This window comes from Sulfurimonas sp., assembly GCF_023229025.1.
Taxonomy (GTDB): domain Bacteria; phylum Campylobacterota; class Campylobacteria; order Campylobacterales; family Sulfurimonadaceae; genus Sulfurimonas.
Map to the genome: position 1 here is coordinate 19,440 of NZ_JALOAA010000018.1, position 19,547 is coordinate 38,986.

General features: G+C 36.4%; 19 protein-coding genes and 1 tRNA gene. 7 read left to right on the top strand and 13 right to left on the bottom strand.

Annotation, left to right across the window (positions count from 1 at the left end; all coding sequences use genetic code 11):
* The first annotated feature begins 100 nt into the window (after positions 1–100).
* The 3 genes from M0Q20_RS06055 to M0Q20_RS06065 all read left to right on the top strand — a co-directional run bounded on the left by M0Q20_RS06055 (position 101) and on the right by M0Q20_RS06065 (position 2,466).
* On the top strand, positions 101–1,360 hold the full coding sequence (locus tag M0Q20_RS06055) for a response regulator (RefSeq protein ID WP_295059306.1): 1,260 nt from the start codon (positions 101–103) through the stop codon (positions 1,358–1,360).
* Entirely contained in the window at positions 1,357–2,019 is a 663-nt protein-coding gene (locus M0Q20_RS06060) for a response regulator transcription factor (protein ID WP_295059309.1), read from the top strand. The genes M0Q20_RS06055 and M0Q20_RS06060 overlap by 4 nt, the downstream gene beginning before the upstream one ends.
* A gap of 96 nt (positions 2,020–2,115) precedes the next feature.
* Positions 2,116–2,466 (top strand): CbiX/SirB N-terminal domain-containing protein, encoded by a 351-nt coding sequence (locus M0Q20_RS06065; protein ID WP_295059312.1) that lies wholly within the window; start codon positions 2,116–2,118, stop codon positions 2,464–2,466.
* Positions 2,467–2,471: 5 nt separating this feature from the next.
* Here the strand turns inward: M0Q20_RS06065 and M0Q20_RS06070 are convergent, their stop codons facing one another.
* The 4 genes from M0Q20_RS06070 to M0Q20_RS06085 form a co-directional block, all read right to left on the bottom strand.
* Positions 2,472–3,512, bottom strand: coding sequence for a polysaccharide deacetylase family protein (locus M0Q20_RS06070; protein ID WP_295059315.1), 1,041 nt, complete (start codon positions 3,510–3,512; stop codon positions 2,472–2,474).
* 82 nt (positions 3,513–3,594) lie between these two features.
* The gene (locus M0Q20_RS06075; RefSeq protein ID WP_295059318.1) at positions 3,595–4,251 is read right to left on the bottom strand and encodes a hypothetical protein; all 657 of its coding nucleotides are present in this window, start codon (positions 4,249–4,251) and stop codon (positions 3,595–3,597) included.
* Positions 4,232–4,681 carry a ribosomal protein S18-alanine N-acetyltransferase gene (rimI, locus tag M0Q20_RS06080; protein WP_295059321.1) on the bottom strand — a complete coding sequence of 150 codons (450 nt, stop codon included), beginning with the start codon at positions 4,679–4,681 and terminating at the stop codon, positions 4,232–4,234. Before rimI ends, M0Q20_RS06075 begins: the two co-directional genes overlap by 20 nt.
* Complete coding sequence (locus M0Q20_RS06085) at positions 4,678–5,658, bottom strand: phosphatidylglycerol lysyltransferase domain-containing protein (protein ID WP_295059324.1); 981 nt, start codon at positions 5,656–5,658, stop codon at positions 4,678–4,680. The genes rimI and M0Q20_RS06085 overlap by 4 nt, the downstream gene beginning before the upstream one ends.
* A gap of 184 nt (positions 5,659–5,842) precedes the next feature.
* Between M0Q20_RS06085 and M0Q20_RS06090 the strand changes: the two genes are divergently transcribed.
* From M0Q20_RS06090 to M0Q20_RS06100, 3 genes are all read left to right on the top strand, one after another.
* Positions 5,843–5,917 (top strand) — tRNA-Gln (locus tag M0Q20_RS06090).
* A gap of 247 nt (positions 5,918–6,164) precedes the next feature.
* Positions 6,165–8,258 carry a TonB-dependent receptor gene (locus M0Q20_RS06095; RefSeq protein ID WP_295059327.1) on the top strand — a complete coding sequence of 698 codons (2,094 nt, stop codon included), beginning with the start codon at positions 6,165–6,167 and terminating at the stop codon, positions 8,256–8,258.
* Between the two features lie 8 nt (positions 8,259–8,266).
* Positions 8,267–9,688 carry a 4Fe-4S binding protein gene (locus M0Q20_RS06100; RefSeq protein WP_295059329.1) on the top strand — a complete coding sequence of 474 codons (1,422 nt, stop codon included), beginning with the start codon at positions 8,267–8,269 and terminating at the stop codon, positions 9,686–9,688.
* Here the strand turns inward: M0Q20_RS06100 and M0Q20_RS06105 are convergent.
* The 8 genes from M0Q20_RS06105 to M0Q20_RS06140 all read right to left on the bottom strand — a co-directional run bounded on the left by M0Q20_RS06105 (position 9,673) and on the right by M0Q20_RS06140 (position 17,752).
* Positions 9,673–10,170 (bottom strand): HIT domain-containing protein, encoded by a 498-nt coding sequence (locus tag M0Q20_RS06105; RefSeq protein WP_295059331.1) that lies wholly within the window; start codon positions 10,168–10,170, stop codon positions 9,673–9,675. The genes M0Q20_RS06100 and M0Q20_RS06105 overlap by 16 nt on opposite strands.
* Before the next feature lie 102 nt (positions 10,171–10,272).
* Complete coding sequence (locus tag M0Q20_RS06110; protein WP_295059333.1) at positions 10,273–11,556, bottom strand: TRAP transporter large permease subunit; 1,284 nt, start codon at positions 11,554–11,556, stop codon at positions 10,273–10,275.
* Entirely contained in the window at positions 11,553–12,038 is a 486-nt protein-coding gene (locus tag M0Q20_RS06115; RefSeq protein ID WP_295059336.1) for a TRAP transporter small permease subunit, read from the bottom strand. The genes M0Q20_RS06110 and M0Q20_RS06115 overlap by 4 nt, the downstream gene beginning before the upstream one ends.
* Positions 12,039–12,048: 10 nt before the next feature.
* A complete protein-coding gene (gene murF, locus M0Q20_RS06120; protein ID WP_295059338.1) occupies positions 12,049–13,494 on the bottom strand; it encodes a UDP-N-acetylmuramoyl-tripeptide--D-alanyl-D-alanine ligase in 1,446 nt (481 codons plus the stop codon).
* Positions 13,494–14,231, bottom strand: coding sequence for an alpha/beta hydrolase (locus tag M0Q20_RS06125; RefSeq protein WP_295059341.1), 738 nt, complete (start codon positions 14,229–14,231; stop codon positions 13,494–13,496). The genes murF and M0Q20_RS06125 overlap by 1 nt, the downstream gene beginning before the upstream one ends.
* Positions 14,231–15,268, bottom strand: a complete 1,038-nt coding sequence (locus M0Q20_RS06130; protein WP_295059345.1) for a D-alanine--D-alanine ligase — start codon at positions 15,266–15,268, stop codon at positions 14,231–14,233. The genes M0Q20_RS06125 and M0Q20_RS06130 overlap by 1 nt, the downstream gene beginning before the upstream one ends.
* Before the next feature lie 16 nt (positions 15,269–15,284).
* The gene (ruvA, locus tag M0Q20_RS06135) at positions 15,285–15,851 is read right to left on the bottom strand and encodes a Holliday junction branch migration protein RuvA (protein WP_295059348.1); all 567 of its coding nucleotides are present in this window, start codon (positions 15,849–15,851) and stop codon (positions 15,285–15,287) included.
* The gene (locus tag M0Q20_RS06140) at positions 15,848–17,752 is read right to left on the bottom strand and encodes a flagellar assembly protein A (protein ID WP_295059351.1); all 1,905 of its coding nucleotides are present in this window, start codon (positions 17,750–17,752) and stop codon (positions 15,848–15,850) included. Before M0Q20_RS06140 ends, ruvA begins: the two co-directional genes overlap by 4 nt.
* Positions 17,753–17,855: 103 nt before the next feature.
* Here M0Q20_RS06140 and murJ point away from each other — a divergent pair, with 103 nt between their 5' ends.
* On the top strand, positions 17,856–19,262 hold the full coding sequence (gene murJ, locus M0Q20_RS06145; protein ID WP_295059354.1) for a murein biosynthesis integral membrane protein MurJ: 1,407 nt from the start codon (positions 17,856–17,858) through the stop codon (positions 19,260–19,262).
* A 13-nt stretch (positions 19,263–19,275) separates the two neighbouring features.
* Here the strand turns inward: murJ and M0Q20_RS06150 are convergent.
* On the bottom strand, positions 19,276–19,547 hold a 272-nt coding region (locus tag M0Q20_RS06150; RefSeq protein WP_295059356.1), incomplete at its 5' end, for a tyrosine-type recombinase/integrase.

The following is a 19,547-nucleotide window of genomic DNA, read 5'->3' on the forward strand; positions in this document are numbered from 1 at the left end:
AAACTCATATGAAACGTATTAAATCAAACAAGAATGCAAAAAGAATGCAAAAAATACTAATTTTGGTAAAATAGCCTCAATGCTTTAAAAATGGATGGTAATGGACTCTATAGTACTAACTTCAAAAATGCTACACGACATTCGCAATAGTTTAAACACTATTTTGGGATATTCACAAATATTTCAGGATGAGGATGATTTTTGCGAGGATCAAAGAAAAATGGCTATCTCTATGGAGAAGGCCGCTACAAAGATAATCAATCTTTTATCTTCCAAAAAAAAGGAAATTGTAGAGGATGCTACGCAGAAAAACTCTCTTTTAAAAGAGATAGACAAGAGGTCGTTAGGATCAAAAATAGTTATTATTGACGATAGGGAGGAGAACCTCTCTCTCTTTAGAGATATTCTCTCTCCCTACAACTACGATATACAAGTTGCCCTAAATGGTAAAGATGGATTAGATATTATCAATAATTTTGAGCCGGAGCTTATTTTGCTTGATGTAGTAATGCCTAAAATGGATGGTTATGAAGTTTTAAAAGAGTTAAAACAAAATAAACTTACTAAAGATATTCCAGTAATTTTTTTAACGGCAAAAGACACCGCTGAAGATATTGTAAAAGGGCTTGAAGAGGGTGCAACCGACTACCTAGCAAAACCTTGTCATCCAAAAGAGCTTATCGCTAGAGTTCAGACACATCTACAAAAAGCTAGGCTCTTTGCAAATTTAAAAAGGCTTATGGAGGAGTCATTTCATGAGCTATACACACCTCTTAGCATCATAAGTTCAGCCATGCAGATGCAGGAGTTAGAGTATGAAAAAACCAACTATACTCAAATGTCACTTGCCGCATGTAAAACTCTGCAAAATATTTATGATGATCTCTACTACTCGATTAGCTACTCAAACAAGATAAGAGAAAAAAGCATCTTTGATTTTTCTATGATTCTTAATCAAAGAGTCCAATATTTTACTCTAGCAGCCCAGAGCCGCTCCTTGAGGTTTAATATAAACATACCGCAACAGATGCCGGTTCTGCTAAATCAAGAGGAGATGGAGAGAATTTTAGATAACCTTATCTCAAACTCTATTAAATATACAAAAGAAAATGACGAAATAGTTATATCTATCACTAAAAAAGAGGATAAATGGATATTTTTGATTTGTAACAAAGTATCTAAAGAGATAAATATTTCAAAAATATTTCAAAAATATAATCGTCAGCAAGAGGAAATTTTCGGACTGGGCATCGGTCTTGAACTTGTCCAATCTATATGTAAAAAGAGTGATATCAGCATTAGTGCCGAGATGGACAGTGAGTTATTTTGTATGAAAATGGAGTTACCCCAAATAAAATGAAAATATTGCTAATGGAAGATGAGCTGCATCTAAGACAAAATATTAAAAAGTTTTTAACTATCAAAGGCTACAAGGTAGATGATTTTGAAAATGGGGAGCAGCTACTACAGTATGCAAACCTTCATGAATACGACTGCATGATACTAGACATTAATACCCCGGAGATTGATGGCTTTGAAGTTTTAGTATATATTAGAGAGAATGATATTTCAACTCCAACTCTTTTTATAAGTGCTCTAACTGATGTGCAAAAAGTCCTCAAAGCCTTTGAACTCGGAGCTGCGGATTACCTCAAAAAACCTTTTGATTTAGCTGAGCTTGAAGTCAGAATGCTGCGGAGTAATCCAAAAAATTCAACTAATAGTTATCTACAGCTCAATGATAATTTTAGATATGATTTACAAAATCGTACACTACTTAAAGATGATGCTCCTACCAAGCTCAGCTCTACTCAAAAAAAGTTTTTATATCTTTTGATAAAAAATCAAAACAGTTTAGTTACATTTGATATGCTAAGAGATTATGTTTGGGAGGGTAAAGCAATTTCTCATGCTACTATTTTATCAACAATGAGAAATTTAAAGAAAATTCTACCTGACTCTTTTATCCAAAATATTAAAGGAGAGGGCTATATAGGAGTTGTTCCGATTGTAAAATAGATACAGAGCTAAATTAAAATCTAGATTCAAGATAACTTACCTCTTTAACTAAATTACAATTATGTTATATTTTCACATATAAATTAAGGTTTAAAGATGAACGGATATATACTGCTCTCACATGGAAGCAAACTCAAAGCCTCAAATGATGCATCTAGAGAGGTTTTAGAGAAGTTACGCCAAAATATTGAAAATATTGAGCTTGCTTTTTTAGAGTTAGCAGAGCCTGATTTCCAAGAGGCTGTAGAGAAGCTAAAGGCTTCAGGTGCAAGCACCATTACTGTTTTGCCTCTGTTTTTGGCTCCCGGAAAGCATGTAAGAGAAGATGTACCTCAGCTTGCCTCCTTATATTCAAAAAAGCATGAGATTAAGATAGAAGTTTTAGATCATATCGGTGCGAACAGCGCCTATGTAAAGATGATAGAAAACATCCTCTTAAACAGGTAACAGAGCTACTTAATTATCCAAAAGTGGCTGTACCAGTACCATCTGCCATTCCCAGCCATAGCAGTACATGTATATCTATCTCTTGGACTTTTTAACTTTTCATTTGCTTGTACACTAAACTCCACATCAGAGTTCCACTTAAGCGGTATTGGTTTTCCGCTTGCGAGAAAGCACCCTATATTTTTTACACTACGTTTAAGCTTTATGGTGAGTTTTGGAGGGTTTTCATCAGTAACTAAGGGCTCTATTGATGAAATCGACTCTATTGGAAGTACAAGTGTTTTAAGTTTTAGAGTAAATCCCTCCATATCCCCAAACGCCTCTGCCATGGCAAAACGTGGAAGAAATTTCGTATCGCTATAAAGGTTTATCGGACCGGAGGTTTGAGTAACTCCCACATACCCAAGTGACTCTATAAACTCAGCCGTATCTTTTGTGTACTCTCCAAATGGATAAGAGAATACTTTAGGATTCTCATTTGTGCCCTCTCCCAGCTCCTCTTGAAGCCTGTTTTGTGCAACATCTATCTCATCTTTTATGCGCTTTTTCCAACTCTGTTCACCCTCTTTTGGCAACATGTAGTCATGTGTTTTTGAGTGGTTTGCAAACTCTGCTCCAAAAGATTGCATCTCTCTCATCTCATCCCAGCTCATGTAATTTTTAGAGCCGTTATCTACCGGAGAAGAGTTAACAAAGACTGTAAAGGGGAAGTTATACTCTTTAAATCTTGCAAATGCGTGGGTGTATATGCTCTTATATGCATCATCGATAGTAAGTACAACCACTTTTTTTGGAATATCTTTTCCCTCTTTAATATAGCGGACTAATTTTGAGAGAGGCCAAACTTTATACTCATTTTTTGCAAGATATTTAAGATGCTCCTCAAACTGCTCCATTCTTATGTTTGTAGATGGGTATTTACTCTCACCAAAGCGGTGATACATAAAAACAACTGCACTCTCATCATCTATGTTGCTACTTTTTTGCGCACTTAGCAAATCTGCAAAAAGAAGCATAAACAAAACACTCAACAACACTTTTTTCATAATCTCAAGACCCGCTTTTTTATTTTACTATAGCAGAATTATTGTTGCAAAATCCCTAAATGTCATCAAAAGTGCAAAATAACTACTCTGGATATCTTATCTTATTATTAAGCAAATTTTTTTGTCGTTCTATGATGATATCATCATCCTGCAAAATATTTTTAAACTTTTTATAAAGCCTATACTCTACTATAACTGCCAACACCCCAAGTATAGATAGGAAAATCAGCATACTACTCAATTTAACATTAAAATAGTCAAGTATCATAGCAGTAACAGCACCGCCTACTATCGCTGCTGAGACAAAAAAAGATCTAAGAATAAGATAGTCTTTAATCTCAATCTCATCCTTCATAAAATGGATAGTATGAACCCTTGAAATCTCAAATGTAATAGCCTGAATGGTAAATATGCTCAAAATAACATATGTAAAAAGAATAACATCTACCATAATAAGCGAGTAGCTAAGAATTTGTATAATATCTAAAATAATTACAAAAAGATAAATATTATATATTTTTACTCTTTTAAAAAACGGTTGAATCAACCCGTCTGTTGCTCCTATTAACATATAAAAACTAATCATATAAACAGGAAGATGCATCCCCTCAAGCTTTGCAACATAGGGCATAATTGTCCAGTCTATATAAGTTGTTACAAAAAGAACAATAACCTGAAGTTTAAGCAGTTTACTACTGCTTATATCCTTATAAATCTGCTTATAATACACCTTTGTCATATCTTATCTCCATCAAACAGGCATCGCACCCATCTAGATAAAAGGCTTTTAGTTTTTTACGTTCATTAAAGCCTATTTTTTTATATAAAGCCATAGCCGCTTCATTATCCGTGCGCACCTCAAGCAGTAGCGCTTCAAAACCTAAGGAGAGTAGCTCTTTGAGTATACTCTTGAGTAGTTCTTGTGAAATTTTTCTATTACGGTAAGCTTTGGCTACTCCTATAGAGTAGAGCTTGGCATTTTTACGCTTAATGAGCACCAAAATATAACCTACTATTTTACCCTCAACCTCGGCTACATAAAGTAGATTACTCTTTACATGATAAGCAAAGGAAGCTCTTGATAGCGGATAGTTCTCTTTAGTAAAAAGCTCCCCTTCTAGCGCATAAAGTGAAGATGTGTCAGATTTTAATGCTTTTCTTATTTTCATTTTTGATAAATTGTATACTTTGGTACAAGCTTAAATGGACGGTAAGACATCTTAACCTTGCGGAGATTCTCAAATCCCATATCATCGCCTACATTTATATACTCAATGCTGTAGTGCTCTTTTAACATTTTTGAGAACTCTCTAAATATAAACTGCGCACATCCCAAAATCTCAAAATCAGTTTTTTCTATAATTACGGTTGCCGTATCTTGGTTGATTCTCTCTCCAACGGTAAAGCCTTTTAGCTCGCCGTTAATATAGATGACCAGACCTATTAAGGAGAGCTCTTCATAATGTTTTAGCATCTGCTTTATGGCATGTCTCTCTTGATGAATACCCTCTAAAAAGACTTCCGCCTCCTCTTTTGGCATATATTTTACTCTATCAGAGACCCATTTATTAAAGAGGTGTAGTAACTCATCTTTATGCTTAAGACTATCTAGTTCTTCAACAACAAAATCCGGATAGGACTTCATAAACTTGTTTATCTCGGTTCTTTTTGTATGATAGCTGTTTCCACGCAGATCAATCAGCGCACCCGCTTCATAAACATAATCAACAAGTTTTTTCTCAACTAGATAAGACTCCAACATCTCAAACATACTCTGCGCTTCATCACTGTTTTGTATAAACTCCTCAAGCATGGAAGCCTGAACATAATCTATGCGAGAGTAGTATGGAGATGAGTTATTGGCATTCATAACTTCAAAACATCGGATAATAGCATCTGTTATATGCTTTTTCTTTCCTAGAGGAGGAAGGAGCATGGTCAGTTCACCGCCAGTCATAACAAAGAGACAAAAGCACTTGTTTATAACTGCATAAAATCCGCTGCTGTTTGCAAGCCATACAAAGTTTGCGGCAAATGTATAGTCACTTAAATCTACATCTACCTTTCCTAGATACTCCTCCATGATAGGCTTTGTAGAAATTGTAAATCGTTTTAACTTCTGTTTATTGACAGTTAAACTTCCCATATATAACCTCCTTAATTTCATAAATTATAATGGAATAATACATCTTTTTTTATCATTTGCAACTACTATTTTTTTACCCCTCTCAAAGAGCATATTTTAGGGTTTTTTTATCTAATAATTAAGGGCGTTATAAGGCGAGTAAATTTATAATTCCATCCGTTTGATAAAACTACTGTTTAGATACTGGGGTATCGCCAAGCGGTAAGGCCGCGGCTTTTGGTGCCGCTATTCGGGGGTTCGAATCCCTCTACCCCATCCACATGAAAAGATTTTAAATGGACACTACCGATTTTACAACTCTTACCATAAGAACTCTTCTACTACTTGTTATAATTTTCATATTTTTCTTTATTCTTAAATCCAAAAAAAAGTAAACCTCTACCATATCACATTACAATACTCTTCAATATAAAAAATGACAATATAGTGACAATCTTTAACACAAAATTAACACTCCTTAGTTAAAGTTTTAAAAATTAATTTAACTTTTAAAACTAAGGATGACTATGAAAATTAAATATTCATTAGTGGCTCTACTACTAATTTCCTCTATCAAAGCACAGGAGATAAACTTAGACTCAATCAGCGTAACAGCGACAAAGGTATCAACAGCAACAAAGGATATATCACAATCCATTGCCGTTGTTGATGAAAAAACAATTGAAGATAAAAACATACTAAACATACAAGAGGCAATTGAGAACATCCCCGGTGTAAACGCAGAATCATCTACAAACTCTCCAAGCCCGAGACTTATCATAAGAGGAGCAGGATTAAAAGCAAGATACGGTGTTAGAGAGATTATGGTCATGAAAGATGGCGTTCCTCTTACAGACCCCGACTCTTTTACAAGATTTGACTTTATAGACATGCAGGATGTATTAAGCGTAGAAGTACAAAAAGGCCCCGGCTCTATTAATGCTGTAAACGCTACGGGAGGAGTTATTCAACTAGTTACAAAGTCAGTTTTTCATGAAGATAAAAACAGAGTCAAAATCGGTATAGGCGATGATGGGCAAAAGAACTTAAATCTAAAGGTAAGAGAAGCACTCGGTGAAAATGATTTTATCTCAGCTACCATAAGCAAAAGGGAGATTGAGAACAGCTGGAGAGACAATAATGAGTTTGACTCTACGCAAGCAACTATCAAGTATGGTCATATCTTTCAAGATGACTCTACAATCGAGAGTGAATTTTCTTATACCGAATCAAATATGAATATACCCGCATCTATGAACGCTGCGGAGTTTGAAGAGTTTAAAAAAACAGGTACTCAGCATGACACTAGCTATCAGTGGCAGCATAGTGCAAGAGACTCCAAGATATTCTCTATAAATACAAAGTATGAGAAAGAGGTGGGAGATATCGTATATAAACCAAGAGTCTATTTTAACGCTTGGGAGCACTTTCATCCGGTTAGCGGGATAATAAATGAGAGTGACGACAACAAAGTTTACGGTACCGACTTGGAGCTAAACTACAACCACTCTCTTTTTGGAAATAGTGCCATTTTTGTCGGCGGTATAACGGCAAAAGCGGATGTAACAAAAGATTCTAAAAAATACAAGTATGCCGACTATGTAACTCTGCCCTCTTCCTCATGGCCCTTTACACCTTATATAAGCGAGACACTCTCAAACAACAAAGGCGATTTGGCGCAGACTGAAGATAGTACAACAACGCTTTACGGTGCTTATATGATGGAGACATTTTCACCGACAAACGATTTGACGTTTGACATAAGTTCAAGAGTAGACAAACTAAACTTCGACATAAGCGGAAACGAGATAACGGACTACAGCTACAGTGCAAAAAATTATGTAGCGGGAATTGGTCTATATAATATTGACAAGTCATATACGCTGTTTTCTGCAAAACTTGGTGCTCTTTATAAGATAAGCGATACTACAAATGCCTATATATCTGTGGCAACGGCGAATCAGGCTCCGACAACAAGCGAACTCTCGGACAACTCATCTCTGGATAAATCTACAAGCGTAAACTATGAAGTGGGAGTCAAAACAAGAGCTCAAAATCTCTCTTACGACTTAGCTATTTATGAAAATATTGTCGATGATGAGATTATACAGATAAGAGACGCAAACGGAAACTCTATCTATGACAATGCAGGGAAAACGAAAAAGAGAGGTTTGGAGTTCAACGCCCAATATGCTCTAAACAAAGAGTTTGCCCTTGGCGCTTCTTACGCATACAGTGACTTTCAATTTGTGACGTTTAACGAGTCTGTTGCAGGCTCTTTGGTCTCAAGAGACGGCAACTATCTGCCATATATTCCAAAAAATCAGTACTCCTTGTTTGCGACTATGAACTTGCCAAACGGCTTTAAGTCCAGAGTAACGACAAAGAGTTGGGGAAGCTACTACATGGATAACGCAAACACGCAAAAGTACGAGGGGTATAAGTTTGTAACAGATTTGATGCTCGGTTATGAGTATGAAGCGCACAATATTCAGCTCAACATAAAAAACATCACAAATGTATACTATGCTATGGAAGCCCTAAAAGATGTCTACGGAAACGAATCATACAAAGCAGCTGCTCCTATTAGCGGGATGCTTACATACAGCTATAAGTTTTAGGAGAGAAGATGGTTGATTATCAAAAAAGAGACAAGAACGATATATACGGTATCCCTATTTTGGGATTTATTTTTAAAAACAAAATCTTTATAAGGACAGTTCAGATTTTGGTTTTAGCACTCTTTACCTACGCAATAGTGTTCGGACTTATCTATCCATCAAAGGAGGAGAATATTTTTACGACTGCAGTTTTCTGGTCGCTCTTTTGGCCACTTTTTGTAGTTGTTACTCTCTCAACTTTTGGAAGAGTTTTTTGCGGAATCTGTCCACATGGTTTTATAGGAAAATATATAACAAAATATGGTCTGAAAAAAAAGATGCCAAAACAGTTAGCAAATCCCTTCATAGGGGTATCTTTGCTTCTTATCGGGTTTTGGGTTGTTTACTATATCTACCCGCAAGCTTACAAAAGCCCGCTAGCTGCTGCAATCTTTTTTATAATATTAACTCTTATCGCTATTGTCTTTTTTGACATATTTGATGATATGAGCTACTGTAAGCATATATGCCCTATAGGCACGATGATGCGCGGGTTTTCAAAAGTATCTTTTACAACTCTTGGTACTTACAGCGACACATGTAAAAGCTGCGCTACATTTGAGTGCGCTGATGCATGTTCATACAATCTAAAACCTTTTACGTTTGATAAAAGAGGAGAGATGTCTGACTGTACCTTGTGTATGGACTGTAGCAGCGCATGTGAAGCAGTCAGCTTTAAACTTGTAAAACCATCTGAGTCGCTCTTTAAAAAGTTTCAGATAAAAAAAGTGGAGGTTTGGGCGTTTATACTTATAACCGCGGCTATTTCGATTACAATGTCTTTTCATCATGCACTCGGACGCTTAGCAATTGCGGATGAGTTTATCTGGTCTAAGATGGGACTCTTTTTAGAAGAGAAGATTGGTATAGTAGGGCTTGACTATGTCGGCATAAGCGCCCTTGTTTTTGCACTTATAATTACACTCTCTTTAGTCTACTTCGGTATGTACATGGCTTCAAAGTTTTTAAAAGAGGATTTTAACAAGGTGTTCTACACTCTTGGGTATGCATTTGCACCTATATTTATCATAGGCGGTCTCTCTCATACTTATGAGTTCTTCTTTGTTCACAACTACAGCGATATTGCAAACGGGTTTATGCAGGGCTTTTTTATCTCCGGAGGCGAGATAGAACCACTTGCAACAAGAAAAGATCCTTGGATTAAAATATTTGGCGTTATGAACTATATAGCAATAGTATGGGCATTTTTTATAATGGCAAAAAGAGTGAATTTTTTTACCGCATCAAAAGGAGCTAAAATATTAGCTTTTGTATTTGCGTCAAGCCTGATTATATTTTATCTATGGCTCAATGTCTACAAAGGGTACGCTTTTAAAACATACGGTGTAAAAAACCACTCCCACGCTCATGTTATTCAAACAGATAAGTAGCGAGGAATTAGACTTTTAATTTTTTTATATATCTTCTTAAAATCGGTTGAGTAAACTCTATTTTGGGCTATGGAGGTCATAAAGTTTGTATCTCTATTCCATCTTGGAACTATGTGCATGTGGATATGCTCAGCTATCCCTGCACCCCCTGCACTTCCTAGATTCATCCCGATATTTACTCCATGCGCGCCAAAGCCATCTTTTAAAAGCCTAACGCTTTTTTGAGCCAAAGAGCTTATATGTAACCAAATCTCACTTGGTAAATCCTCTAACTTGTCTGTATGAAGATGAGGGATTATCATAAAATGCCCCGGTGTGTAAGGATAACGGTTCATTACTATAAAGCAGTGCTCATCACGGTAAAGCACTTGAAGCTCCTCATCCTCTTTTTCGTTAGCGCTTATATGGCAAAATACACAACCCTCTATCTTTTTGCTTGTTACATACTCATCTCGCCATGGTGCATATAAAATATCTTTCATAATTTAACCCTTTCATTAAAATCTCTGACACGAATGTGTCAAACTTCAGTGCCAAAGCGACTAGCGCAGCAAAGAGGAATTTACTTCCTCTTGCGCTTAAATCTATAAAAATGCAAAAACAAGGTTCGGAAACAGAATTACCAAACCAAGCGCTAAAATTTGAAGCAGGACAAAGGGGATTATTCCCTTGTAAATATCCATACTCTTTATGCTATCTCCTGCTACTCCTTTTAAGAAAAAGAGCGAGAGCCCAAAGGGTGGAGTTAAAAAGGAGATTTGAAGATTTAGCGCTATTAAAATAGCAAACCAAACAGGATCAATGCCAAACGCATGCATAACCGGTACCAAAATTGGAACAATTATAAAACTTATCTCTATAAAATCTATAAAAAACCCTAGTATAAAAATACTAAGCATTGCAATTGCAATAAAAAACCAAACATTACCGATATCTTGGCTAAAAAACTCTAAAATTAAGTCACTTCCGCCAAGCTCATTAAAGACAAGTGAAAAAGCGGTCGCCCCAATAAGTATCATAAAAATCATCCCGCTTAATTTCACACTGCCAAGGGTTGCATATTTGAGCATCTCAAAGTTAATCGATTTGTTAAAAGCTGACAGCACAAGTGCTCCCAAAGCACCAAAAGCGGCTGACTCGGTAGGAGAAGCAATCCCTGCAAATATGCTTCCTAAAACAGCTACCATCAAAAGCAGAGGCGGAACAATAGCTGTGATAATCTCTTTTGCACTTATCTCTTTTACATCTTTGGCAACAGGAGCCGCTTCGGGCTTATAGTGTGAGTAAATCAAGATATATATGGTGTAGAGCGCTACTAGAACTAATCCCGGTAAAACTGCGCCCATGAAGAGTTCACCGACACTAACACTCATAACATCGCCTAAAATAATCAAAATAATAGAGGGCGGAATAATCTGCCCCAATGTCCCACTTGATGCTATAGTCGCAGAAGCCAAACCTTTATCATAACCCGCCTTTAACATCAGTGGAAGCGCAATAACACTTATCATAACAACGCTTGCGGATACAACTCCGGTAGAGGCTGCAAGCATTGCACCGACTAAAACAACACTAACTGCCAAACCACCTCTGACACCGCGAAACATAGAACTCATGGCAATGAGGAGCTTCTCAGCCATAAGCGATTTCTCAAGTATCAATCCCATCACAATAAAGAGCGGAACTGCCATAAGAGTAGTGTTGCTCATAATCCCATATATTCTAAAAGGCAAAACAGAAAAAACATCAAAACCAACTTCGGGGATTAAAAATGCAAAAGCGATAGCCGCAGTTCCAAAGACAAAAGCAACCGGAATACCGACCATCAGAAGTGCTAAAACAACTACAAACATAAACAGAGAAATCATAATGCTCTCCAGATGTCAAAGTTTGTTTTTGCTTCTTTTATGGCGCCAAGTGACAAAAATATAAATGAAAGCGGCATAAGTGCTTTAACTAAAAAGCGATACTCCAATCCTCCGGGGTTTGAAGATGCTTCATTTTGAAGATAGCTCATGCTTACGAAATCTATACCTATATAAATAATTAAAAATGAGAACGGAAGAATAAAAAAGAGCGAAGAGATGATGTTTACAAGAGCTTTTGTTTTATCTGAAAAAGAGGCGTAAAATATATCTACTCTTACATGTGCATTCTCTCTTAGAGTATATGCGATACCAAAGAGAATCACTATGTCAAAGAGATGCCACTCCAGCTCCTGAAGCGCAACCGAGCCACCTGAGAAAAGATAACGAACGGTCGCATCATAAACAACAAGCAGAACTAAAAGAACTAGTATGAAAGCTGTGAAGTATCCAAGGTATTTTATGGTTTTATCTATCAGCTTCATTTAACTAGACTTATATAAAATTCGGTGCATCATTGGCAAAGAGTATGATGTCTCCGGCTTTTGTCTGATGAGCCAATAGCTCCTCTATTTTAGACTTATCATGTAGAATTATTTTGTTTTTGACATTTAGGTTTTTATCAAACAACTCTGCATTTAGGGAACCTGTTACTATAGCTATCTCAAAAACAGCGTTTATCGCTTCTATTAGCTCTAGGTTTAACTCATCACTACTCTCAACCAATCCCGGTGTTACAATGATTCTTCTACCCTCATGCAGCGAGCAGAGTCTGATGGCCTCTAACATTCCCTCTATATTTCCGTTATATCCGTCATCGAGTATTAGTTTTCCGCCGGCTTTTATCATCTGGAGTCTATGCTCTACGGGTGTTAATTTCTCTACCGCTTTAATTATATCATCATCACTCATATCAAAAGTCTCTGCTATATGAACCGCTGCTGCAATATTTATAGTTTGAAATGCTCCGAGTATCTCTGTATGAAGAGTTAGAGTTCTGCCGTTAAAAACCATATCAAAAGTTGTTCCATCTAGAGTTGCGTTAATATTTTGAATCTCATCTCCAAAAAAAGTAACCTTCTCATGAGGCTCATCCGTAACAGAGTTGTGTATAAAAGCACACTCCAATCTTGGAGATTTCATAATCTCAAGCTTAGTTGCTATAATGTTTTGGAGTGTCTTAAAGTACTCAACATGAGCTAATCCGACTTTACCGACAACTACTGTTTGAGGCTCTAAGAAGGTTGTTATCTCATAAATATCTCCACTTTGTCTCGCTCCGGCTTCACAAATATAAATCTCGGTATCACTTGGCAGAGATTCGTTTATATCTTTGACTATACCGCCTAGCGTATTTACACTTCTTGGTGTTGAATATACTCTATATTTTTTACTTAAAATTTCACGGACAAAGTTTTTCATGCTTGTCTTGCCGTAGCTTCCCGTAATGCAGATTATCTGGAGCTTATCCATACTTTGGAGTTTTTTTTGCGCCTCTTTTTTAAATGAGAGAAATAGAAACTTCTCTATAGCAATACTCCCGACATAAGCAAGAAACAGAGGCATAAATACGCCATAAGCGCTACAAGCCTCCTTTAAAGTACAAAGAATATCCCCAAAAATAACCAAAGCAAGAAGAAGAATCAAAAATCTCTTGACCCTCCATGTAAGTATGAGTTTTTTATCTAAATTTTTATGCCAGATAAATACCGCCGGCAATACCGCAAAAAGAAAAAATATTATAAAAAATTTTCCGGTTGTATAGTAAGCGATAAGAGGTATAAAAAAGTAGATGATATGCCAGTGAGGCTTATGGTGTTTTAAAAGCACACGAGAGAGTCTGTAGTCATACCACTGCAGATTTGTTATAAGATACCACCCCAAAACCGTTACAAAAAGAACGTTTGTAACAAATGCCATAAGTATTTCATAGTTTTGCATTATTTATGCTCCAATGTTTTTAAAAAAGACTCTTGTATGTTTTTAGATACATCCTCGGCATGATTTAAGAAGAAGTAGTGGTCGCCTTCATAAACAACAAGCTTGGAGTCTTTGATTAGCTTTTGAATTTTTACACCGCTGCTCAGTGGAGTTGCACTGTCGTCTCTCCCCCAACAAAGAAGAGCTTTGCCGCTAAAAGAGGCAAACTCTTTTGAGAAATCCTCATCTACGACATTTTTAAAAGTCTGATACATCGGCTCGCTTAGTTTTTTTGCATCATCTGCAACAAAAAGCTCTCTAAACTTACTAATTCCAAAGAGTTTGAGAAGTTTAAATAGTGCTATTTTTGCTCTAACTTTAAGAGATTTTGCTCTGTAAATTCCGGCACTTGAGAGAAGGATTAAGACCTGAGGCTCAAGCAAAAGTGCAACCTTGCCGCCAAAAGAGTGCCCCAAAATAATATCTTTTGAAGCGTTTAGATGAATCATAAGAAGCTCAACTACTCTTGCATAATCTTTTGTCTCAAGAGCTATGTTACATGTAGAGTTGCCAAAACCCGGCAAATCTATATAGATGTGACGGAATGAGTCCATGTAGGGTGAAAAAGCTCTCTTCATAAGCTCCTTATTGCTTCCCCAGCCATGCAAGATAATCAAATCTACTTTTGCCTGCGGATTAATAATCTCATAACTAATATCTAAAGTGTGTTGCAAAAACTGTATTGACTTTATAGCCATTACTTCCCTTTGGCTTTGGATATTGAGTGAATATATTCATAGTTTGTTTTTGCTCTTTTTGCGTGAGGAAGCGAGTTTGAGAGCATCTCAAGAGATGAAGCAAAATCTTCAAAAAGGTAATTCGCCATAGAGCCGGGAATCGGATTTATCTCATTTAGATAGACCTCTCCATCAACAACAAAAAAATCACATCTTATAAGTGCGCCTTCAAACATATTTTTGTAGATTTTTTCAAAATTTATTTTTAGCTTTAACTCTAGCTCTTTTGTTATATCTGCTTTTAAAACTTGCGTACTTCTAGAGAAATCCATATACTTTTTCTCAAAGTCCAAAAATTCGTTTTTTTGAGGCTCCTCCACAATTGAGAAATGAATCTTTCCTTTTGCCATAAAACCTGCAAGGTTATACTCTTTTACGCAATGTAAAAAAGGCTCTACTATTACGCTGGTGTCATATTCAAATGCAGTATCAAGCGCATAATCAAGCTCGCTCTCCTCTTTAACAATGCTTACCCCGATAGAACTTCCAAGACGAGAAGGTTTTATTATAACCGGATATGGAATTTTTATATTGCTATGCTCTTTGAGGCTTAGCTCCTCATGTTTTACGCTTTTAACTCCCCTTGCACTACATAGCCATTTGGTATAACGCTTATCATATGAAAAAACGCTTGCATCAATGCGCGGTCCAATATATTTTATAGAAAAAAAGTCCAAAAGTGCGGCAATTGAACCATCTTCGCCATCTGCTCCATGAATGAGGTTTAAAACAGTAGCGCTATACTCACTTGAGTTAAATAGTGTTTTATGAACAAATGCGCCACTTGCTATAGAGAGTTTTGGCATTTTCTTATATTCGCCCCTAGAAAATGTTGTGGCTTTCATTTTTGATGCCTCTATGAGATAAAAGTTATGCTCTTGGTCGCAAAAAACAAAGTTTAAGCTAAAGTTTGAGAGCTTCTCTTTTAAAGTTATTGCACTTACTACACTAATCTCGTGTTCGAAACTAGCACCTCCAAATAAAATAGTTAATTTCAAATCTATATTTCCTTAATTAAATTGTTTTTAAAAGCTTTAAAGCCTCTTTTACCAGCGAAGCAGTATCATCTGCGCTACACTGGCTAAGTGCTTTTGAAATCTTATCTTTTTTAAATCCTAAAGACTCCAAGGCTTCACTTGCCTGAGCAAAGGAGCTGTTTACTTCTTCATTTTGCGATGAGACAAGCTCAATGTCAAACCCTACAAGCTCAACCAAAATTCTACCTGCACTCTTAGGTCCTATTCCGGGAACTTTTTTTATTCCGTTCATATCTTTGTTGTTGATTACGACTGCAAACTGCGCCGGAGTAAAGGTTGAACATATTGCCATAGCAACTTTTGGACCTACGCCGTTTATTTTGATAAGTCTCTCAAAGAGTTTTTTCTCACTTAGTTCTAGAAATCCATAAAGAAGTTGCGCATCTTCCCTGATTACTTGAGAAGTAAATAGCTTAACCTCAGCGTTACCCATGGCAGAGAAGCTCTGAAGGGATATAAAGACCTCATAAACTACGCCCCTAACTTCTATATGAACAAAAGAGGGCTCTTTATATACAACCTCTCCTCTTAAGCCTACTATCACTCTTTTACCGCCTGAATTTCAAATATTCCACTATCCGTCTCTATAACCGCAAACACTTTATCCAATGAACCCTCCTCAGGCTTGTAACTTAGTTCTATAGGCGGTTCAATAAGCTTAAATATTATCTCATTGTGTCCAACCCATCTATCTCTATTTATAATTCTTGCATCAAAAATATTGTCTTGAAAAGATGCTGTTTTTGTCGTCAATAGGAGTAATTTGTCATTTTTGACCTTATACTCATTTTTTATCCCCTCTAGATGCTCTTGTGCCTTTTGAAATTGTCTATATTTAGTTAAAAATGCAGTCGGCATTTTAATACCGTTTTGCTTATAGTGCATCAACCTTTTTTTTACTTCATTAAATGAGGCTGTATTGTCTCTGACTAGCTTCTCGTACTTCTGTATCTCACTTTTTATATCCTCTACGCTGGCTTGAAGTTGAATTATTTCATCCTTGTTTTCGCCTAGTCCCTCTTTTTTATCTTTTTGCATTAGCGGATCAATTGTAAAGACATTTTCGCTTCCCTGAAGTTTTTTAATCTCAATTAGCCTTGATGCGGTAGCTTTAACATGAGAAGCACATATGCCTATATCTATATCTTTACCTCTTATATTGCCGCCAAGAGCTTGTACAATCTCCACTTTTTTTCCATCTACACTTCCATGTTCTAATCGTGTGATTTTAATATTATCGCCGACTGCTGTGCCTTTGTGAACATTTATTATTAAATCATTTGCCTTTATATAGGACGACTGATGGGTCTGCCCCTCTATTGTTGCTCTCTTTGCGCGAACTTTTGCGTTTGGACCGACATTGCCTTTTATATCGATCTCGCTTACTTCAACCTCCATGCCGTTTCCGATGGCATCTTTTTGTGAGTCACTCTCTTTTACACTCAGCGAGACATCAGACTCCAATCCGGTTGAAATAGATCCGGTTGTTTTAAAACTAATCTCTCCAACATCCATCTCAGACTTTATCTGATAGGTATTTCCTTCAAGACTTATGTATCCGCTTGCCTTTGCACGATATACAATATTTTCTTTACTCTCTTCTACCTCTATGGTGTCATCAACTTTAAAATCCGGTACATGTTGTACTTCAGGCTCAGGCGGCTCTAAAAACTCTCCACGACAGTTTCTGCCCGCTTTTCCCTTTTTTGGTTTTACATACTCCATCAAGATATCACCATCTAAAACACTATGTATAAATCCTCTTTTAGAGTGATCTACGCGCTCATTACTTCCTACTTCAATCTTTTTGTCGTAATGGGTTATGAGTTCGTCATCTATTGTTGGGGTGGGTTCGTATGCCTCTGCTATTAGTATTGTTTGATTCTTGTCATATTTTATTACTCCGTCAACTTTTGCAAGTGCCGATATTCTAGATACAACCTCGTTTACCATCTCATCAAAAATATTGACTAATATTCCTGCTCTTATTTTGCTCTTATTTATGTAGTTTAAAAACTCTTCTTCAAATCTTGGGCTTGTTGAGACCTCTGAGCCTGCTTTTATGCTTAGATATACTTTACACTTTGTTGCATTTACTCCGACTGCTGCGTGGAAGTCTTTAAAAATATTATTTTCATCTTTTGAGAATATTTCAACTTCATAAACCTGTTTTATCTCAAAATTTTGATTTAAAATTGCGGTTGCGTCATCTAACTTGTGAAGCTCTTCTGTGCTTGTCTCTTCCCACTCTGACTCAGCCTTGTCTTTATTTACTCTTGTATATGTCTGTATATCTAAGATAACAAAATCTAAATTGCTTGTACTAACACCGTTTTTTTTTGCTATATCTATCAACTCTTTAGCAACGTTTTGCGTCTTTACAACTGTTGGACGGATTGTTTTTTGCTGCTGTTTTGTTTTACTACTAGAGTTAAATAGGGCCATATTTATATACCTGAAATTAAAATTTTTAAAATTAAACTCTCCATTTTAATCAAATATTTGTTAAACTTTTGTAAAAGCAACACTATATCTGCAAAAGAAGCCCATGTTTAAAGCAATATTTACTAATAGTTTTGGAATTTTGTTCTCAAGAGTTTTAGGATTTTTTAGAGATTTAATGACCGCCTCAACTCTTGGTGCGAACATATATAGTGATATATTTTTTGTAGCTTTTAAGCTTCCAAATCTTTTTCGCCGTATTTTTGCCGAAGGTGCTTTTACGCAGGCTTTTATCCCGGCTTATGCCCATTCAAAAAACAAATCAATATTTTCAGCAAATATATTTCTTATCTTTATCTCAATTATTCTTCTTATCACGCTTTTGGTAAATATCCTGCCATCAATAGCAACACAAATCATAGCAGTTGGTTTTGATGAAGATACAGTAGCGCTGGCTTCCCCATTTGTTGCCATAAACTTCTGGTATCTGCCGCTCATTTTCGTAGTAACCTTTCTTAGTGCCATGCTACAATATAAACGCCATTTTGCTACCTCTGCATTCTCAACCGCTCTTTTAAATATATCACTTATTTTAGCTCTTTATCTATCGGCTGAGAAGAGTCACGGTGAGATAGTTTATTATCTTAGTTTTGGTGTCGTTATTGGCGGAATTTTACAGCTTCTCTCTCATGTTATAGCCATAAGACAACTTGGGCTTTTAAAACCGCTATGCAAAGGATTTAAGAGCTTAAAAGAGAAATCACATAAAATAAAAGATGAGAGCAAGAAGTTTAAAAAGCAGTTTTTTCCCGCAATTTGGGGAAACTCAACTCCTCAAGTAAGCGCTTTTTTAGATACCTTTTTAGCATCATTTTTAGCAACAGGCTCCATAAGCTACCTCTACTATGCAAACCGTATATTTCAGCTCCCTCTTGCACTTTTTGCTATTGCAACTTCCATTGCTCTTTTTCCAAGTATTGCTAGATATATAAAAAATCAAGATGAGGCAAAAGCCAGAGTTTTTATGCAAAAAGCTTTCTGGTTTTTGGCATTTTTACTTAGTGCAAGCACTATAGGTGGATACATACTCTCACATGAAATCATCTGGCTTCTTTTTGAACGCGGCTCTTTTGGCGCAAACGACACACTCCAAAGCGCGGCTGTTTTACAGATGTACATGATAGGACTTCTTCCGCTTGGACTTCAAAAACTTTTTTTGCTTTGGTTATATGCAAATGAACAGCAGATGCGTGCCGCAAAGATAGCAACCTTCTCGCTTCTGTTTTACATAATCTTTGCGCTTACACTTATTGCTCCGATGGGAGCGGCAGGTCTGGCACTTGCAGGAACTATAGGCGGTTTTGCAGGATTTGTTATGACCATCAGAGCCTTTGGAGTAAAAAACTTTTTTGATATTCTCATAAGTAAAAATGCCATCTACCTTATAACCGGCTCAATACTGCTCACTATAGCTCTTCTACTTTTTAAAGATTTTATAGCTGTTTATCTTTAAAAATAGTTTTCTCTCAAAAATCTAAAGGGCTGACAACTTTAGCCTTATTCATTTCAGAAACCACGTGAGTATATATCATAGTTGTTTCAACACTTTTATGCCCTAAAAGTTCTTGTATGCTTCGCAAATCAATTCCCGCTTGAAGTAGATGCGTAGCGTAAGAGTGTCTAAAAATATGTGAAGTTACACGCTTGTTTAGCTTTGCTTTTTGAGATGCTATTTTTATGTTTCGCCCTAAAGTTTGTGGATGAACATGGTGGCGTCTTTGCTCTTTAGTTCTTGGGT

Excerpts from the sequence above, each read along its gene's own strand:
- M0Q20_RS06055 (WP_295059306.1), top strand. The coding sequence starts at position 101 with ATGGACTCTATAGTACTAACTTCAAAAATGCTACACGACATTCGCAAT.
- M0Q20_RS06060 (WP_295059309.1), top strand. The coding sequence starts at position 1,357 with ATGAAAATATTGCTAATGGAAGATGAGCTGCATCTAAGACAAAATATT.
- M0Q20_RS06065 (WP_295059312.1), top strand. The coding sequence starts at position 2,116 with ATGAACGGATATATACTGCTCTCACATGGAAGCAAACTCAAAGCCTCA.
- M0Q20_RS06070 (WP_295059315.1), bottom strand. The coding sequence starts at position 3,512 with ATGAAAAAAGTGTTGTTGAGTGTTTTGTTTATGCTTCTTTTTGCAGAT.
- M0Q20_RS06075 (WP_295059318.1), bottom strand. The coding sequence starts at position 4,251 with ATGACAAAGGTGTATTATAAGCAGATTTATAAGGATATAAGCAGTAGT.
- rimI (WP_295059321.1), bottom strand. The coding sequence starts at position 4,681 with ATGAAAATAAGAAAAGCATTAAAATCTGACACATCTTCACTTTATGCG.
- M0Q20_RS06085 (WP_295059324.1), bottom strand. The coding sequence starts at position 5,658 with ATGGGAAGTTTAACTGTCAATAAACAGAAGTTAAAACGATTTACAATT.
- M0Q20_RS06095 (WP_295059327.1), top strand. The coding sequence starts at position 6,165 with ATGAAAATTAAATATTCATTAGTGGCTCTACTACTAATTTCCTCTATC.
- M0Q20_RS06100 (WP_295059329.1), top strand. The coding sequence starts at position 8,267 with ATGGTTGATTATCAAAAAAGAGACAAGAACGATATATACGGTATCCCT.
- M0Q20_RS06105 (WP_295059331.1), bottom strand. The coding sequence starts at position 10,170 with ATGAAAGATATTTTATATGCACCATGGCGAGATGAGTATGTAACAAGC.
- M0Q20_RS06110 (WP_295059333.1), bottom strand. The coding sequence starts at position 11,556 with ATGATTTCTCTGTTTATGTTTGTAGTTGTTTTAGCACTTCTGATGGTC.
- M0Q20_RS06115 (WP_295059336.1), bottom strand. The coding sequence starts at position 12,038 with ATGAAGCTGATAGATAAAACCATAAAATACCTTGGATACTTCACAGCT.
- murF (WP_295059338.1), bottom strand. The coding sequence starts at position 13,494 with ATGCAAAACTATGAAATACTTATGGCATTTGTTACAAACGTTCTTTTT.
- M0Q20_RS06125 (WP_295059341.1), bottom strand. The coding sequence starts at position 14,231 with ATGGCTATAAAGTCAATACAGTTTTTGCAACACACTTTAGATATTAGT.
- M0Q20_RS06140 (WP_295059351.1), bottom strand. The coding sequence starts at position 17,752 with ATGGCCCTATTTAACTCTAGTAGTAAAACAAAACAGCAGCAAAAAACA.
- murJ (WP_295059354.1), top strand. The coding sequence starts at position 17,856 with ATGTTTAAAGCAATATTTACTAATAGTTTTGGAATTTTGTTCTCAAGA.